The sequence below is a fragment of the Mucilaginibacter sp. P19 genome, assembly GCF_050632265.1.
GTDB lineage: Bacteria > Bacteroidota > Bacteroidia > Sphingobacteriales > Sphingobacteriaceae > Mucilaginibacter > Mucilaginibacter gossypii.
Map to the genome: position 1 here is coordinate 1733397 of NZ_CP192586.1, position 15758 is coordinate 1749154.

The 15758-nt window shown below is 44.0% G+C and carries 19 protein-coding genes; 15 read left to right on the forward strand and 4 right to left on the reverse strand.

Annotated elements, in window-relative coordinates:
• Positions 1-23: 23 nt before the first annotated feature.
• The 4 genes from ACQ86K_RS08235 (at position 24) to ACQ86K_RS08250 (ending at position 3545) form a co-directional block, all read left to right on the forward strand.
• Positions 24-542 carry a GNAT family N-acetyltransferase gene (locus tag ACQ86K_RS08235; protein ID WP_091163308.1) on the forward strand — a complete coding sequence of 173 codons (519 nt, stop codon included), beginning with the start codon at positions 24-26 and terminating at the stop codon, positions 540-542.
• A 10-nt stretch (positions 543-552) separates the two neighbouring features.
• Positions 553-1350 carry a DUF3298 and DUF4163 domain-containing protein gene (locus ACQ86K_RS08240; RefSeq protein ID WP_091163309.1) on the forward strand — a complete coding sequence of 266 codons (798 nt, stop codon included), beginning with the start codon at positions 553-555 and terminating at the stop codon, positions 1348-1350.
• Positions 1351-2607, forward strand: a complete 1257-nt coding sequence (locus ACQ86K_RS08245) for an aspartate kinase (protein WP_091163310.1) — start codon at positions 1351-1353, stop codon at positions 2605-2607.
• Between the two features lie 77 nt (positions 2608-2684).
• Positions 2685-3545, forward strand: coding sequence for a YitT family protein (locus tag ACQ86K_RS08250; RefSeq protein WP_091163311.1), 861 nt, complete (start codon positions 2685-2687; stop codon positions 3543-3545).
• A gap of 106 nt (positions 3546-3651) precedes the next feature.
• Here ACQ86K_RS08250 and ACQ86K_RS08255 read toward each other — a convergent pair whose 3' ends face one another.
• Both ACQ86K_RS08255 and ACQ86K_RS08260 read right to left on the reverse strand, forming a co-directional pair.
• The gene (locus tag ACQ86K_RS08255) at positions 3652-4035 is read right to left on the reverse strand and encodes an acyl-CoA thioesterase (RefSeq protein WP_091163312.1); all 384 of its coding nucleotides are present in this window, start codon (positions 4033-4035) and stop codon (positions 3652-3654) included.
• Positions 4036-4086: 51 nt separating this feature from the next.
• Positions 4087-5085 carry a beta-ketoacyl-ACP synthase III gene (locus tag ACQ86K_RS08260; protein ID WP_091163313.1) on the reverse strand — a complete coding sequence of 333 codons (999 nt, stop codon included), beginning with the start codon at positions 5083-5085 and terminating at the stop codon, positions 4087-4089.
• Between the two features lie 221 nt (positions 5086-5306).
• Between ACQ86K_RS08260 and ACQ86K_RS08265 the strand changes: the two genes are divergently transcribed.
• The 3 genes from ACQ86K_RS08265 (at position 5307) to ACQ86K_RS08275 (ending at position 7324) form a co-directional block, all read left to right on the forward strand.
• Positions 5307-6035 (forward strand): intradiol ring-cleavage dioxygenase, encoded by a 729-nt coding sequence (locus ACQ86K_RS08265; RefSeq protein ID WP_091163314.1) that lies wholly within the window; start codon positions 5307-5309, stop codon positions 6033-6035.
• A 64-nt stretch (positions 6036-6099) separates the two neighbouring features.
• The gene (locus ACQ86K_RS08270) at positions 6100-6621 is read left to right on the forward strand and encodes a hypothetical protein (RefSeq protein WP_091163315.1); all 522 of its coding nucleotides are present in this window, start codon (positions 6100-6102) and stop codon (positions 6619-6621) included.
• A 1-nt stretch (position 6622) separates the two neighbouring features.
• Positions 6623-7324 (forward strand): hypothetical protein, encoded by a 702-nt coding sequence (locus ACQ86K_RS08275; RefSeq protein WP_091163316.1) that lies wholly within the window; start codon positions 6623-6625, stop codon positions 7322-7324.
• 115 nt (positions 7325-7439) lie between these two features.
• Here the strand turns inward: ACQ86K_RS08275 and ACQ86K_RS08280 are convergent, their stop codons facing one another.
• Both ACQ86K_RS08280 and ACQ86K_RS08285 read right to left on the reverse strand, forming a co-directional pair.
• Positions 7440-8204, reverse strand: coding sequence for an SDR family NAD(P)-dependent oxidoreductase (locus tag ACQ86K_RS08280; protein WP_091163317.1), 765 nt, complete (start codon positions 8202-8204; stop codon positions 7440-7442).
• Between the two features lie 104 nt (positions 8205-8308).
• Positions 8309-9100, reverse strand: coding sequence for a carbon-nitrogen hydrolase family protein (locus tag ACQ86K_RS08285; RefSeq protein WP_091163318.1), 792 nt, complete (start codon positions 9098-9100; stop codon positions 8309-8311).
• Positions 9101-9289: 189 nt separating this feature from the next.
• Here ACQ86K_RS08285 and ACQ86K_RS08290 point away from each other — a divergent pair, with 189 nt between their 5' ends.
• The 8 genes from ACQ86K_RS08290 to ACQ86K_RS08325 all read left to right on the forward strand — a co-directional run bounded on the left by ACQ86K_RS08290 (position 9290) and on the right by ACQ86K_RS08325 (position 15755).
• The gene (locus ACQ86K_RS08290; protein WP_091163319.1) at positions 9290-10333 is read left to right on the forward strand and encodes an NAD(P)-dependent alcohol dehydrogenase; all 1044 of its coding nucleotides are present in this window, start codon (positions 9290-9292) and stop codon (positions 10331-10333) included.
• Between the two features lie 148 nt (positions 10334-10481).
• Positions 10482-11042, forward strand: a complete 561-nt coding sequence (locus ACQ86K_RS08295; protein ID WP_091163540.1) for a dihydrofolate reductase family protein — start codon at positions 10482-10484, stop codon at positions 11040-11042.
• Between the two features lie 103 nt (positions 11043-11145).
• Positions 11146-11682, forward strand: a complete 537-nt coding sequence (locus tag ACQ86K_RS08300) for a hypothetical protein (protein WP_091163320.1) — start codon at positions 11146-11148, stop codon at positions 11680-11682.
• A gap of 197 nt (positions 11683-11879) precedes the next feature.
• Positions 11880-12224, forward strand: a complete 345-nt coding sequence (locus tag ACQ86K_RS08305; protein ID WP_431200157.1) for an SWIM zinc finger family protein — start codon at positions 11880-11882, stop codon at positions 12222-12224.
• A 91-nt stretch (positions 12225-12315) separates the two neighbouring features.
• Positions 12316-13188: a hypothetical protein gene (locus ACQ86K_RS08310; protein WP_431200158.1), complete on the forward strand. Its 873-nt coding sequence runs from the start codon at positions 12316-12318 to the stop codon at positions 13186-13188.
• Entirely contained in the window at positions 13188-14015 is an 828-nt protein-coding gene (locus ACQ86K_RS08315) for a DUF5691 domain-containing protein (RefSeq protein WP_431200159.1), read from the forward strand. The genes ACQ86K_RS08310 and ACQ86K_RS08315 overlap by 1 nt, the downstream gene beginning before the upstream one ends.
• A gap of 143 nt (positions 14016-14158) precedes the next feature.
• Positions 14159-14668, forward strand: a complete 510-nt coding sequence (locus ACQ86K_RS08320; RefSeq protein WP_431200160.1) for a hypothetical protein — start codon at positions 14159-14161, stop codon at positions 14666-14668.
• A gap of 10 nt (positions 14669-14678) precedes the next feature.
• Positions 14679-15755: an ATP-binding protein gene (locus ACQ86K_RS08325; protein ID WP_091163323.1), complete on the forward strand. Its 1077-nt coding sequence runs from the start codon at positions 14679-14681 to the stop codon at positions 15753-15755.
• The last annotated feature ends 3 nt before the right edge of the window (positions 15756-15758 follow it).

Consider the following 15758-nt stretch of genomic DNA (forward strand, 5'->3'; position numbering starts at 1 on the left):
AACTGCGAAGCGAAAAGATAAAAATGAATAATACAGAAAATAAAATTGAAAGTCAGCACCCTCTTCAGGGGGCCGGGGGGCTAATTATAAGGGAAGCCATTCAAACCGACTGTCCGCGCCTGATGGAGCTGGTGCATGAGCTTGCCCTCTATGAAAAAGCCCCGGACGAGGTTACCGTAACCCTGCAGCATTTTGAAGAAGCCGGGTTTGGCCCTAACCCGGTCTGGAAAGCTTTTGTTGCCGAAGTTGACGGCCTTGTGGTTGGTTTTGCCCTATACTATATCCGATACTCCACCTGGAAAGGCTCCCGCATGTACCTTGAAGATCTCATTGTAACTGAAGATATGCGTGGCAAAAAGATCGGCAAACTACTTTTCGACAGGTTGATCCAGGAAGCTAAAGAAAGAGGTTTCAGCGGTATGGTTTGGCAGGTACTTGACTGGAATGAGCCGGCCATTAACTTTTACAATAAGTACGGCGCGAATATTGAGGCGGGCTGGTTAAATGCTTCGCTTTCAAAAGAGCAGTTGTTAAACTACTAATACTATACCTATGAAAAATCTGTGCCTGGCGTTTTTTCTGGCGATGGGATTATCATCGTGTCAGTGGGGTGTTCCTAATAAAATCCCCGAGAGGTCATTTGATACCCTGCGTTATGCTTATAAAGTAATCAAAGCACGGGCGGCAGATTGCGGTGCTAAAGCCGATAGCGCCTGTACGGTAGTGAAAATTAATTACCCGTTGTTTGACAGCGACAAAATTTTAAATGATACCATAATCCGTAAGCTTACATCGATGTTTGCTATGGATGGAAGGCCCGACACCAGCCTGGAGCTGATGACCAAAAAGTTCCTGAAATCATATGATGAATTCAGGAAGACTAACCTGCGGCCGGGAATGTTTTTTACGCTGGATGATTCCGTTAAGGTGATCCACCAGGATTCGAGCTTAACAACGCTCGAAGTTCGGGGTTATTCATATACTGGCGGCGCTCATGGCAGCACATCTGTCGGCTTTATAAACTGGGATACCAAAGCCGGTAAAGACCTTAAACTTGATGATGTTCTTGTTGACGGGTATCATGATAAATTAAATGCCGTTGCCGAAAAGATCTTCAGGAAGAATGAAAAATTAAGTGATACCGCATCACTCGCCACCAATTATTTTTTTAAGGATAACAAATTCGCGCTCAATACTAATTTTTCCATTACGCCACTCGGGATTAAATTTTTGTACAATCAGTATGATATTAAACCATATGCGGCCGGTATTACCGAATTGTTTATTCCATACGCACAGATCAAATCATTAGTACAGCCGGGTTCGGTTGTAAGTCAATTCATTAAATAAATGCTTGTTTTTAAATTCGGAGGAGCGTCGGTTAAAGATGCTGCGGGTGTTACCAACCTTGCTAACGTTGTAAAACAATATACTAATCAACAATTGCTCATTGTGGTATCGGCCATGGGCAAAACCACCAATGCGCTGGAGAAGCTTACCAAAGCCTACATGGAGCAAACCGATGATATGCACGGGATCTTTAACGAAATTAAAGAATATCATTACAACATCCTGAGCGGATTATTTGAACCGGGCCACCCTGTATTTGATGAAGTTGCCAATACTTTTGTGGAAATTGACTGGGCCATTGAGGATGAGCCACATGATAGCTATGATTTTGTTTATGACCAGATCGTATCCATTGGCGAACTGGTGTCAACCCGGATAGTTAATGCCTACCTGAACAAGGTTGGGCTCAAAAGTAAATGGCTTGATGTACGCGGATATGTGCATACCGATAATACTTACAGAGAGGGTATAGTAGATTGGGATAAAACTAAAGCAAGTATCAGCAAGGATCTTCCAACCTTACTTGAAAAAAGTATTGTTGTAACCCAGGGCTTTTTGGGCGGCACCTCCGAAAATTTTACCACCACACTTGGTCGCGAAGGGTCTGATTACACAGCATCAATATTTGCGGCTTGCTTAGGCGCCGAATCGGTTACTGCCTGGAAAGATGTTCCGGGCATCCTGAACGCCGATCCGAGATTTTTTGCTGATACGGTTAAATTTGATGAGCTCTCCTATACGGAAGCCATCGAAATGACCTATTACGGGGCCAGTGTCATCCACCCCAAAACCATCAAACCCTTACAAAATGCTAAAATACCCCTGCTGGTAAAGCCGTTTACAGACCCATCTGCGCCAGGTACAGTAATTAAAGAAGATGGACATAATCAGTTTACCAAGCCGGTGATCATCCTGAAACAAAACCAGGTATTACTGTCAGTATCAGGTAAGGATTACTCTTTTATAACGGAAGATCACCTTAGCGATGTGTTTCGCCTGTTTGCTCAAAACAATGTTAAGGTAAATGTGATGCAAACATCAGCATTAAGTTTTTCGGTTTGCTTTGATTTGAACGAAGAGCGTTTTGAAAAGTTGCTGAACGGCCTAAAACAAGATTTTAAAGTGAAATATAACGATGGGCTAACGCTCATTACTGTACGCCATGACGGGGCGAATACCGTTAAGAAACTAACCGAAGGCAAAACCATTTTGCTGGAGCAAATTAGCAGGAATACAATACAGGTGGTGGTTAGGTAAAAGTCAAAAATCTCACTTTATCAACATTCGTCAGTGTTCAAATACCTGCTTTTAGCGCCAAAAAGCTATATTTGGGCATGAAGGCAATCAACACGATCAGGGATTCAGCAAATATCGGCCTCGGGATTTTATCGGCAGCTTTTGGTCTTAAGGGGTTTTTATTATCCAGCCACTTTATCGACGGAGGTGCTACCGGGGTATCCATGCTGATATCTGATATAACGCTTATTCCTATATCCATATTGATCTTTGTTATCAACGTGCCTTTTTTATGGATAGGCTACCGGAAGCTTGGACTTTGGTTTGCTATCAAAAGTACTGTGGCCATAGCTTTGCTTTCATTATGCCTTGCAGTAGTTCAGTTTCCGGATGTTACTCATGATAAATTGCTTACCGCGGTATTTGGCGGCGTGTTTATCGGTACCGGCAGCGGGTTGGCCATGCGTGGCGGAGCTGTGCTTGACGGTACTGAAATAGCTGCCGTATTGGTAAGTAAAAAAACGCAGCTGCTTAAAGTGAGCGACTTTATTTTGCTTCTTAACGTTTTGATATTTGGGGTTGCAGCCTCGGTATTGGGTGTTGAACCGGCCATGTATTCAATATTAACCTATATGGCTGCCGCCAAAATGATCGATTTTTTGCTGAACGGTATCGAGCAATATTCGGGTGTTACCGTTATCTCAACTAAAAGTGATGCTATCCGCAGAGCGATAACAGTTACGCTTGGCCGTGGCGTTACTATTTATCAGGGGAAAAGCGGTTACGGAAAAGACGGTCATGTCAATGATCCCCGCGATATTGTATTCACTGTTGCTACCCGTTTGGAAATCCCATCATTAAAACAAACTATTCTTCGTATCGATCCCAAAGCCTTTATTGTACAACAAAGTATTGACGATACAACAGGCGGGTTGTTGAAGCGCAAGAAACTACATTAAGAAGCTTAAAGCTTAAAGCCGGCCGAAGGCTGAAAGCAAACATCTTTAAATAATGGCAATAGGATAGCATTTTCTGGCTTTTAGCTTTCCGCTTTAAGCCTTCAGCTTACAAAACGCTTACCGGGTGCTTATGATCATCAATGGCAACAAACGTAAAAGTGCCGGTGATAGCTTTTTCGCGCACAAAAGAGTACATTTCTTCAATATAGATTTCAACCAAAACTTTTAGGCTGGTATTGCCGATATGGGATACACGGCCAACAAGTTCAATAATGGTACCTGCCGGGATAGGGCGGTTAAAGTCTATCCTGTCGGATGATACGGTAACCATTTTTTTACGGGTGAAGCGGGTGGCCGTAATGAAAGCTACCTCGTCCATCATGGCCATTGCCGAACCTCCGAAAAGCGTGTCGTAGTGATTGGTGTCGCTCGGGAACACGGTTTTGAATATCCGTGATTCAGCTTCTTTAATTCGTTCTTCAGTAGTCATTGAGTTGAATTTTAACTCCCTCTCTTTTGGAGAGGGTTGGGGTGAGGTTGCTTATCTCAATTTACCCCATTTTAAATAAGTAGCGCCCCATGAAAACCCAGCACCAAATGCTGTCAGGATCATGTTATCGTTCTCTTTAAAATCTTCTTTATAATCCCACAACGCCAGCGGGATAGTGGCAGCTGTGGTGTTACCATAACGGTCGATGTTGATCTTAACACGGCTTTCAGGTAGGCCCAAAGCATCACCTACGGCGTGGATAATGCGGTAATTTGCCTGGTGGGGTATTAGCCAGTTGATATCATCTATGGTAAGGTTGTTACGCTGCAGTACAGATGTGCAGCTTTCAGTCATCCCTTTTATAGCAGCTTTAAAAACTACACGGCCATCCTGGCGTATATAATGTAGTTTGCCATCAATAGTTTCTTCAGATGCCGGGTTCATAGAACCTCCGCCGGGTACATATAAATGTTCCCTGCCGTGCCCATCTGTTTTAAATACACTGTCAATAACGCCAATGTCTTCGGTAGATGGTTCAAGCAATACCGCGCCGGCGCCGTCGCCAAAAAGGATACAGGTGTTGCGGTCGGCATAGTTTACAATGGCGCTGTTTTGATCGGCACCGATAACTATTACTTTTTTATAACGGTTGCTTTCAACCAGGCTCGAGCCAAGGGTAAAGGCATAAAGGAAACCACTGCAGGCCGCGTTAACGTCAGACGCCCAGGCATTGTTTAAACCACATTTATCACAAACGATGCTGGCGGTGGAGATAAGCAGGTAATCGGGAGTTGAGGTGGCTACAATAACACAGTCAATTTCAGAAGGATCAACTTTGGCATTTTCAAGTAAATTTTTTACTGCAAAGGTAGCCATATCTGAAGTAGCCAGTGTTCTGTCGGCGAGGATCCTTCTTTCTTTGATCCCTGTACGTGAAACTATCCAGTCGCTGTTAGTTTCAACCATTTTTTCTAAATCACTGTTAGTTAAAATGTTGTCGGGAACATAGCCGCCTACACCGGTAATCACCGCACTGCTTTTTAATGCCATAAATATTATATACTCTCAAAAAAACATGCAAAGATAGAGAAATTTGACGGTTTAAAGTTGTCATGCAACTGTATGTTTATACAATCTTATCTGCCTGCGCACCGATAATTTGCTGTTTATCGACACAAAAAGGCAGCTAGCCGACACATGTTTCAACACAGACTATACTGCTTTTACTTTTGAATCAACAGATTAGGTTAAACTTAAAAGCAGAACATACAATGGAAAGAAAGAACTTTTTAAAAAGCCTGGTAATCGGCGCAGTGTCATCGTCGGTATTGGTTGAAGCCTGCAAAAAGGATGCTGATACCGCCACAGCAACTACTACTTCATCTTCCGGCAGTACTTCGGGGTCAACCGATTCAGGCACCTGCAGTGTTGCACCTACCGAAACCGAAGGCCCCTATCCAACACATTCACCTGCATCTTATATAAGAAGCGATATTACCGATGGCCGTACCGGGTATAAGCTTACCGTGAAAATTACAATCAACAATAGCAATAATAGCTGTAGCGCGCTATCGTCAGCATTAGTTGATATCTGGCATTGCGATGCGGAAGGCAATTATTCTGAATATGGCGGCAGCGGCACACAATCAACAAATTATACTTCCGTACATTTTTTACGCGGCAGGCAAACTACCGATTCAAATGGCCTGGTAACTTTTACCTCTATATTTCCGGGATGGTATACCGGCAGGGCAACGCATATTCATGTACATGTGTATAACTCATCGGGTACATCATTGAAAGTAACACAGATTGCTTTTCCGGAAGGTGCCGGCACGGCCCTGGCGGCTGTTAATGGTTATGCTAAAGGCATGAGCGGATATACGTATAATGCGAGTGATAATGTGTTTAGCGATGGGTATACGCTTGAAACCGCTACTGTTACCGGTAGTACCACCGCCGGTTTTGTATTAGCTATCAGCTTAAGTGTACCTGCTTAAAAAAACATTTTGTTTGTAACAGGGCGCCGGCGACAAGCCGGTGTTTGTTTTTTTGAACCATCATATGCAAAAACGCCTCATCATTTTATGTTATCGTAAAATCATCGATATCCGCTCGGTTAAGCAATGGGATAAGCTGGTTTTTGAAAGCACCTACCTGGAATTTAAAATGCAGGCCCAGAACTTTAGCCAGGGAACAGCCTATACATCCTATGCCGAATTGTTAAGAAATGTGCCCAATGCCCAGCGTTTAACCGGTATGGTTGCACCATCGGTTACAGGTTATATTCAGCAGCTTGGCAGTATTATGCCCGATATTTTAAATAATATTGGCAGGCGGTTTCTTGCGTTCAGCAAGTTTCAGCTGGAGATCATCAATTCGGATATTAATGATAAGGATAAACACCAGGTCGCGGTTAATTTTTATTCCGAACCGTTGTTTTGGCATGATACCATAGATAATTACCTGCTCATATCCGCTCAACAGGCCGAAAATCAGTTAAATGTCGAAAATAATTGCATATCTACCAACCTTATGCAATTGCAGCCGTATATAAACATAACTTCATTGCAATATCACAATTAACATGGAAAAGATCTCACCGGGACAAATACATTTGGCCGACCAGAGAGGTTTCAGCAAAACCGCAACTCTGCTTCGTTACAGTAATTTCAATTATGGTAACTATTTTAACGAGCATCGTAAGCCCTTTGGCAGGCTGGAGATATGGAATGATGAAATGCTGGCCGGTAGTAGTTCAATTGATGTAGCTGTCGAAAACTCGGGCTGGTTTGTTTTAATGCCGGTAACCGGTGAGTTGTTGTTAAAAAGGGTAAATGGAGATATCCGCCTGATTGATGTTGGAGAGCTGTTTGTAGGTTATGCTGTTGCCGGTGAGCGTCTTGAATTAACTAATCTTTATAAAAGCGATTGGATCAATTACATTTATTTTCAGCTAAAGGATAATGATATAATAAACCCGCATCGTGATACGGTTTTTAAGTTTGATTTTACGGGCAGGGCAAACGAATTGATTGACTTGGTTCCAACCTGCGGAATATATCCGTTTCGATTACATATCGGGGTATTTGGTGGCAGGATAGATGCCTTTTATCAACTGCAAAATAGTAGTTCATTGTTTTACGCATTTGTGCTTGCCGGGGCTTTTGAGCTGCAGGGTCGCCTGATGCATGAGCGTGACGGATTGGCGTTATGGCAGGTGGAAGAGGCTGACATGGAAGCATTAAGCAATAACGCGGTGATTGTGATATTGGAAATATTAAAATAAATCACCTGTTGTAGAGGCGCATTATTGGCACCTTCTGTAATATACAGCCAACCCCTTACAAAAAGGGTACCTCATTAATTTAACGAGGTACCCGGCTAATCAAGATATTTCTCATTTAAATTGCCATACCACCCGATGCTTCAATACGCTGGCCATTAACCCAACGCGCATTTTCAGTACAAAGGAAAGCTACTACGCCGCCGATATCTTCCGCAACACCTGGCCTGCCCAATGCAGTTATGCTGCTTACCATTTTTTGGGTTTCTTGGCTATTGCGCAAATGGCCGCCGCCAAAATCGGTCATGATGGCGCCGGGGGCAACCACATTAGCTCGGATACCTCTTCCGCCGAGTTCTTTAGCCAGGTAACGGGTGAAAATTTCTACCGCGCCTTTCATAGATGCATACGCCGAAGAACGCGGAACTGATACCCGCGTCAGCCCGGATGATACGTTGACAATCCCACCGCCATCTGCCATCAACGGGATCAGTTTTTGAGTTAAAAAGTATACACCTTTAAAGTGCACGTTCAATAAATCATCAAAAAATTCCTCGGTAACATCGCTAATGGCGCTGTAACCGCCTTGCCCGGCATTATTAATTAAAAAGTCGATATGATCGGTGCCGAATTTATCCGTCAAAACTTCGCGCAGTTTTTCGGTAAATGCGTCAAAGCTTTTAATTACACCAGTATTGAGTTGCAATGCAGCAGCCTTTGCGCCGCTTTGTTCTGCAAGGTTAACCACCTTTGCTGCTTCCTCTGTATTGGTATTGTAGGTTATAATAACATCTATTCCTTTTTCGGCAAGCCTTAAGGCCATGTCCCGGCCTAAGCCACGGCTGCCGCCGGTAACCACGGCAATTTTATTTCTGTTTTCCATTTCTTTTGTTTTGATACAAAAGTAAAACAGATAGGAGAGGAAGGGTTTGGATAAATCAATCCATTATTTACAAAATTCAAATAATGGGTAAGATATCGGCGCTTTTAGTAATTGTATAACTGTGGTTTAAATCTTTTAGCCAGATAGCCGGTAGCTTTTTGCGGGTCAATATCGGCTATAATTACACCGGTTGTTCCATAAGCCTGGTAAACCACACACGTACCATCCGGCGCTATGACCGAACTTGCTGATTCCGGGTAAAGCGAACCATAATTAGAACTGGCAAAGTAGATGGTGTTTTCCAGCGCCCGCATCATCATGGCTTTTTCGTAATAGGGGTTTGCCATACTGCCCCATTCGGTAAGCAATACCCCATCAGTATTACTGCCCGAAAAATGAGGGTGGAAAACAATGTGCGCGCCATTGCGTGCCGCCCATCTTACCGATTCGGGATAACGGAACCCTTCATGACAAATGGTAATGCCAAATTTTAAGCCATTCACTTCAAAAATACTTCTCTGGGTGCCCGGAACCCAAATGGCGTCTTCCGATGGGTCTAATTGATTTTTAGTTTGATATCCAAGCACGTTGCCGGTTTTGGATATTACATGTGCAATGTTTAAAAGCCCGTCTTCGCTGTACCAATCCATAGGCATAATTACCGCAATATTATTTTCGGCGGCCATCCTGCATACTTCATCCAGCGCCGATCGCAATATTGCCGGCGATGTTGGCTCCGGATCGGCTATCATACCCGGATATGCAGGTATATATGATTCAGGGAAACAGATAACCTCTGCCTGTTGTGACGCTGCATCTTTAATCAGCTTTTCGGCTTGTTGCAGACCATCATTAATTGATTTCGGAAAAGGTGGGGTGGCAATGGCTATCTTCATGCGGTGTTAATCTATATGCTAAATTAAAGGTTTGCGAATATCTGTGGTTAATATTTATCCCCTCATGTGTCACTTTTTTATTTCAACCCATGCTTGGCCGATATTTATAAAATTATCATTGTACATTTGTAGAGGAGATCCTCTCCAAACTCAATAAATCATCATTCACACTACTTAACGTTTACTACTATGATTGAAACTAAAGCGTATGCTGCGCAAGATGAAAATACACCGCTTGCCCCCTGGACTTTTGAGAGGCGCGAAGTTGGTGCTCATGACGTACAGTTTGATATTTTGTACTGCGGCGTTTGCCACTCCGATTTGCACCAGATCAAAAACGACTGGTTCCCCGGCATTTTTCCTATGGTGCCCGGACATGAAATTGTTGGCCGCGTAGTTAAAGTTGGCGAGCATGTAAAAGGTTTTAAAGTTGGCGACCTTGCCGCCACCGGCTGTTTGGTTGACTCATGTCGTACATGCGAAAACTGTAAACGCGACCTTGAGCAATATTGCCTCAATGGCAACTCGCAAACTTATAATGGCCTTGAACAGGATCATAAAACACCTACTTATGGTGGTTACTCAAACACCATTGTTGTTAATGAGGATTTTGTGCTGCACCTTAAGGAAGGGGTTGATCTGGCCGCCGTTGCCCCGCTATTATGCGCCGGCATCACAACCTACTCGCCGCTAAGGCACTGGAAAGTAGGCAAAGGCCATAAGCTTGCCGTGCTTGGCTTAGGTGGTTTAGGCCATATGGCGGTTAAATTTGGTGTTGCCTTTGGTGCCGATGTTACGGTATTAAGTACATCTCCCAAGAAAGAAGAAGACGCTAAAAAATTAGGTGCTCACCACTTTGTGGTAACTACCGATCCAAAACAGGTTGAAGCAGCTAAAAACTCCTTCGATTTTATTTTGGATACCGTATCGGCCGAGCATGACTTTAACATGTACCTATCGTTATTACGTACCGATGGTGTTCATATCTGCGTAGGTGTTCCCCCTAAACCGGCTGAGATTGCTGCGTTCAGTTTATTGGGTGGCCGTAAAAGTTTAGCCGGTTCGGGTATTGGCGGTATCAAAGAAACCCAGGAGATGCTTGATTTCTGTGCCGAAAATAACATTGTTTCGGATATTGAAATGATTGATATCAAGGATATTCACACTGCTTATGACCGTATGGAAAAAGGCGATGTGCGTTACAGGTTTGTAATTGATATGGCTACGTTGTAAAGTAATTTATAATTGATAACAGAAGGCCGTGCGGGAGCATGGCCTTTTTACTATAGTCATATTTACACCCTTCAAAAGTCGCTTTAGCCCCCTGCATACGAACGAGCACCAGTTTAATTTTGATATAAAAAATATAACCACTGATATTATGAGAAATTTAGTATTGTTTATGCACATTTCACTCGACGGTATGGTTGCCCGCACTGATGGCGCTATGGACTGGATCAAAGTGAGCAATGAGCTGTTTGAGTATGCCAACGCCCGCACACAGGTAGCTGACACCGCCCTGTATGGTCGTAGAACTTTTGAAATGATGGATGCCTACTGGCCAACAGCAGCCGATGGGCCAAACCCCTCAAAACATGATATTGAACACGCTACATGGTATAATAATACACTTAAGTATGTAGTGTCTGAAAATGCTGCCGGGCAAAATACCGATAAGATTAAATTTATCAGTGACGATGTAAAGGCGCGGATTTCAGACCTCAAAAAACAGGAAGGCAGCGAGATCATCATGTTCGGCAGCCCCGGCCTTGCCCGTTATTTGATGCAGGAAGGATTGATTGATGAATTTTGGCTGTTTATAAACCCGATAGTGCTTGGCGCCGGTGTTCCGTTGTTTCCTAATGCGGAAATAAAACTTAAACTGGAAAAAAGCACAACTTTCGCCGATGGTGTTCTCGGGGTGCATTATATAAAAGAGTAGTGTTTTGCAGGTAGATATCTTACCGTTATAAAAAAAACTGCAACCCGAGGCAACGCCTTTGCTAAAATGGTAGTAATCATTATGTACACAAACATATTACTACATGAAATTACTATCAAAGCTAACAGCAGCGGCCCTTGTGACAGGAACACTGTTTTTTTCAAATACGGTAAAAGCGCAAACCACTCCTGCAAATGCGTTCCGTTTAGGTTTAGGAATTGAAACCGGCTTGCCTACAGGTGTAGCAAAAATTGGCACTACTTTTACCTTAGGTGGTACAGCCCGTTTACAATATGGTATAAGCAATAGTTTTGCGCTTACTTATACTATGGGCGGGTATCATTTTTTTCAGAAAGAAAATCCTGCTACGGGTAAACGCTATCCAAGCTATGGCGAAATTCCGATTAAATTTGGTTTCAAAGAGTTTTTTGTACCAAGTGTATATGTTGCCGGCGAAGCAGGTATCGCTTACGAAAAACTGGAAGAAGGCTGGGGCCCGCACAGACTTGATCTTTCGCCTGGTATAGGCTGGGCCAATAAAACCTGGGATGTAAGTGTACGCTATGAAAACTTTTCGGGTGCTAATCAGGATTATTTTGGTATGGTTGGCCTGCGTTTAGCCTACGGGTTTGCTTTATAATTTCGCACTTAATGTAACGATTAACTAATATGAACTAACAAACACCCGGGTTACCCAGGTTATGTTAGGTTGACTGGCCCTCTTTCGGTTATTACCGGAGGAGGGTTTTTGTTTATTTTCGGGTTGACAGCTAATTATTTTATCCTGATTTTAGGAACGAGAAACCTAACCCGTTTTTTTACTAAACATCACAAGTTTTGCAGCTAACAGAAGATCAGATATACGCTCTCGCACCTGATGAAGCTTCAAAAAAAGCAGGTCGTGATTTGGCTAACCCGGCCAAATGGGGAAGTAAAGGTATTAGTGAAGAAGCCCTTTGGGGCGAATGCCAGGGTAGCGGCAGCAAACCTTACCAAACTCAGGTTGATCTTGGAGCTATCGCCTTTAAATGTTCATGCCCCAGTCGTAAATTTCCATGTAAGCATGGCTTAGGCTTAATGCTTTTATGTGCGAGGCAACCAGGCTTATTTGCCAAATCAACAATGCCTGCCTGGGTAAGCGATTGGATAAACAAACGAGCCGAAAAAGAAGAAAAAAGTTGAAAAGGCGGACGAAAAACCTGTAGATGAAAGCGCTCAGGCTAAACGTGTACAGGCACGTGAAGAAAAAGTAAGTGCAGGGATAGCCGAACTAATGGTTTGGATCAAGGATATTGTACGCGGCGGAATTTTAACCATCCCCGAAAAAACGCCGGCTTACTGGGATAACATGGCCCGCCGTATGGTTGATGCCCAGGCATCGGGATTGGCTGGTATGGTGAGGAACCTTGGTGCTACCAACTTTTGGAACGAAGGCTGGCAAAGTGGCTTCATAGATAAATTACTCCAATTATATTTAGTTGCAGAGGGGTACAATAACATTCAAAATATTGACCCGGATTTGCAGCAGGATTTACGCGCTGTCATAGGTTTCACCACCAACCAGGAAGAGCTGCGGGCGCAAACAGGTGTAAGTGATACCTGGCTTGTTATTGGAAAGGAAAGCCGCGATGAGCAGCAACTAACCATTGAGCAAAACTGGCTTTACGGTTTAAAAACCAACAGGTATGCGCTGGTGCTGCAATTTACGGTTAAAGGGCAATTCCCGCCGCTTAACTTTTCGCCGGGAATATACCTGGATGCTACCCTGGTGTATTTCCCGTCGGCCCTGCCGTATCGTGCTATCGTTAAGGATTATAATATCATAAGGCCAATCGATAACGTTAACATAAAAACATTTGCAGGCTGGCAGCAAGTTGCCGGTTATGAAACCATACTAAACAGTCGTTTGCCATTTCGCAGCGAAATGCCCCTTGTTATAGCATCGCTAACACCGGTTTTTTACCAAAAGCAATGGTGGCTACAGGATAGCGAAGGCTGCCTCTGTAAAATATCAGCAAGTTATACCAACATCTGGCAACTGATTGCCATAAGCGGAGGCGACCCGGTAAACATGGCCGTCATCGGTAGAGAAAATGAATATCGCCCGATTGGCGTTTGGCATCAAAATAATTACAAAAGTATCTGATGAAGGCCTGGGAAAGTATCATAAACACCGCAATGCTGGGTACTGATAAACCTACACCTGCTATTGCTGATTTGCCGGAAGAAGTAGCCCTGATCGCTAATGTGATAGAGGCCTCAGCAGGCTTAGATAAAGAAGAACGCTACCTGCAAAAAGCTGCTGTGATCTACAATTACAGGCAATCGGGTTTTGTACCCTTTCAAAAAAATGATCTGCCGGCTAATAAAGCGCCTGCAGAAACAAGACCGTACTGTTCACCCGAAGCCGCCGGGGTTTTGAACGCCATATTGGGCGAGGAGAACGATCAATTACTACAATTGTGGTTAATGCAATGCTGTAAATCAGGGCAATTACTATTGCCTGATGTATTGCCGGTCGTATTTGAAAAAGCACAAAAGGAGATGGCATTGCGCAAAGTTGTTATTGAATGCAGTGGTAACAGGGGAGTTTGGCTTAGCAAAATGAACCTTATGTGGAACTGGTTTACTACTATAGCCGATGAGGAACTATGGCAAATGGGTACGCCAGCCCAGCGTTCAGAAATATTGAAAAGCTTAAGGCTGAGTGAGCCCGCCAAAGCTTTAGAATGGCTGCAGCAAACGTGGGAGCAGGAGAATGCAGCCGGTAAATTGGAATTGCTTAAAGCCATGAAAGTGAATAGTAATGCTAATGACCTGCCATGGTTGGAGGGCTTGCTCAACGAAAAAGGGCAAAAGGTTAAAGATGAAGCTTTGGCCCTGCTCAAAAGTATTTCTGGTCTGTCGGTTGTTAAACAGTATCAGCAGTTGCTACGTGAATCTGTATCGCTAAAAAAGAAAAGGCCTTATTAGGTTTAACTACCAAAACTTCCATCCAAATAAAACTTCCCGCCGTAGTTGACGAAAGCATCTACAAATCGGGCATCGAAAAATTATCGGGGCCTAAAAGTACGGTAACTGACGAAAACTATGTTGTTTATCAGCTCATCAGCAGCGTGCCGCCTGCGTTTTGGGAAGATCAGTTTGAAGCAACGCCCATTCAGATAGTTGAATATTTTGAAAAATATGCACCTGCTATGGTACCGGCTTTGGCCAATGCGGTAGCAAAGTTTGGGCAAAAGAATTGGGTGCCGTTTTTTCTCGGGCAAAATATGTTCTACCCGGATTTTGTTGAAATGCTAAGCGGCAGGGAACAGGAAAAATACCTGCTGAAAGCCTTGAGCAACGATCCGCAAAATACAATCGCACATGCCATCCGCATTAGTGATGAATGGGGCACCGAGTTTGCGGTTGCAGCCCTGCTTAAAATGGCTAACTGGCCTTACGAATATAATCGTGGTTTTTTTACCCGGTATATCAGCCTGGTCCCTGTCGGGGCTTTGAAACATGTCGAAAACATAACATCACAGCAGGTTAACCTCCAGCCAACCTGGGACAAAACCCGCAATCACTTAATTAATTTACTCGACTTAAAACAGCAAACGCTTAAAGCCTTTAACGCATAAAAACTTTAACATGTCACAGATATTACGTCAGCATGCAGAGCAATTATTTGCACACGAACTGGAAGAATTGAAAAAGCAGGACGGTGATAAGCGTCCGGCCAACTGGGTACTTTCTCCTCAATCGGTAGTAACCTACCTGGTTGGCGGAAAGCTGAAGAATGGCTTTGAGGTTTCGCCAAAATATATTGGCAACCGCCGCTTAATGGAGATTGCTGTAGCTACGCTCACAACAGATCGTGCCCTGTTATTATACGGTTTGCCCGGTACAGCAAAAAGCTGGGTGAGTGAGCATTTGGCAGCGGCTGTAAGTGGCGATTCAACCATGATTATCCAGGGAACAGCTGGTACCAGTGAAGAGGCTATTCGCTACGGCTGGAACTATGCCCGTCTGATAGCACAGGGCCCATCGCCGGATGCGTTGGTAGAAACGCCAGTAATGCGCGGGATGAAAGAAGGCAAGATAGTTCGTTTAGAAGAGCTTACCCGTATCGGCGCCGATGTGCAGGATACACTGATCACCATTCTTTCTGAAAAAATGCTGCCCGTGCCTGAGCTTAATATCGAAGTGCAGGCCGTTAAAGGTTTTAATATCATAGCCACAGCCAATAATCGTGATAAAGGTGTAAATGAATTATCAAGCGCGTTAAAGCGCCGTTTCAATACCGTCATCCTTCCCTTGCCTGATTCGGTGGAAGAGGAGATAGACATCGTACGCCGCCGGGTTGAAAGCTTTGAAAAAGTAATGGAACTGCCGGCCGAACCGCCGGCATTGCAGGAGATCCGCCGGATAGTGACCATCTTCCGTGAACTTCGTGCAGGCGTTACGCTTGATGGCAAAACCAAGATCAAAGTGCCGTCAGGTACCTTAAGTACTGCCGAAGCTATCTCCGTTGTCAACAGCGGTTTATCAATGGCTGCTTATTTTGGCGATGGACAATTGAAGGCAGCAGATCTTGCCGCGGGCATTATCGGTTCGGTAATTAAAGACCCGGTGCAGGATAAACTGGTTTGGCAGGAATACCTGGAAACTGTAGTAAAACCACGTACCGATTGGGCCGACATTTACCGTGCCTGCCGCGATCTGTAATCA

What these genes read in the sequence shown, in the direction of transcription:
- ACQ86K_RS08325 (WP_091163323.1), top strand. Translation starts at nt 14,679, where the DNA reads ATGTCACAGATATTACGTCAGCATGCAGAGCAATTATTTGCACACGAA.
- ACQ86K_RS08240 (WP_091163309.1), top strand. Translation starts at nt 553, where the DNA reads ATGAAAAATCTGTGCCTGGCGTTTTTTCTGGCGATGGGATTATCATCG.
- ACQ86K_RS08255 (WP_091163312.1), bottom strand. Translation starts at nt 4,035, where the DNA reads ATGACTACTGAAGAACGAATTAAAGAAGCTGAATCACGGATATTCAAA.
- ACQ86K_RS08260 (WP_091163313.1), bottom strand. Translation starts at nt 5,085, where the DNA reads ATGGCATTAAAAAGCAGTGCGGTGATTACCGGTGTAGGCGGCTATGTT.
- ACQ86K_RS08270 (WP_091163315.1), top strand. Translation starts at nt 6,100, where the DNA reads ATGCAAAAACGCCTCATCATTTTATGTTATCGTAAAATCATCGATATC.
- ACQ86K_RS08245 (WP_091163310.1), top strand. Translation starts at nt 1,351, where the DNA reads ATGCTTGTTTTTAAATTCGGAGGAGCGTCGGTTAAAGATGCTGCGGGT.
- ACQ86K_RS08290 (WP_091163319.1), top strand. Translation starts at nt 9,290, where the DNA reads ATGATTGAAACTAAAGCGTATGCTGCGCAAGATGAAAATACACCGCTT.
- ACQ86K_RS08235 (WP_091163308.1), top strand. Translation starts at nt 24, where the DNA reads ATGAATAATACAGAAAATAAAATTGAAAGTCAGCACCCTCTTCAGGGG.
- ACQ86K_RS08250 (WP_091163311.1), top strand. Translation starts at nt 2,685, where the DNA reads ATGAAGGCAATCAACACGATCAGGGATTCAGCAAATATCGGCCTCGGG.
- ACQ86K_RS08300 (WP_091163320.1), top strand. Translation starts at nt 11,146, where the DNA reads ATGAAATTACTATCAAAGCTAACAGCAGCGGCCCTTGTGACAGGAACA.
- ACQ86K_RS08315 (WP_431200159.1), top strand. Translation starts at nt 13,188, where the DNA reads ATGAAGGCCTGGGAAAGTATCATAAACACCGCAATGCTGGGTACTGAT.
- ACQ86K_RS08310 (WP_431200158.1), top strand. Translation starts at nt 12,316, where the DNA reads ATGGTTTGGATCAAGGATATTGTACGCGGCGGAATTTTAACCATCCCC.
- ACQ86K_RS08295 (WP_091163540.1), top strand. Translation starts at nt 10,482, where the DNA reads ATGAGAAATTTAGTATTGTTTATGCACATTTCACTCGACGGTATGGTT.
- ACQ86K_RS08275 (WP_091163316.1), top strand. Translation starts at nt 6,623, where the DNA reads ATGGAAAAGATCTCACCGGGACAAATACATTTGGCCGACCAGAGAGGT.
- ACQ86K_RS08285 (WP_091163318.1), bottom strand. Translation starts at nt 9,100, where the DNA reads ATGAAGATAGCCATTGCCACCCCACCTTTTCCGAAATCAATTAATGAT.
- ACQ86K_RS08280 (WP_091163317.1), bottom strand. Translation starts at nt 8,204, where the DNA reads ATGGAAAACAGAAATAAAATTGCCGTGGTTACCGGCGGCAGCCGTGGC.
- ACQ86K_RS08265 (WP_091163314.1), top strand. Translation starts at nt 5,307, where the DNA reads ATGGAAAGAAAGAACTTTTTAAAAAGCCTGGTAATCGGCGCAGTGTCA.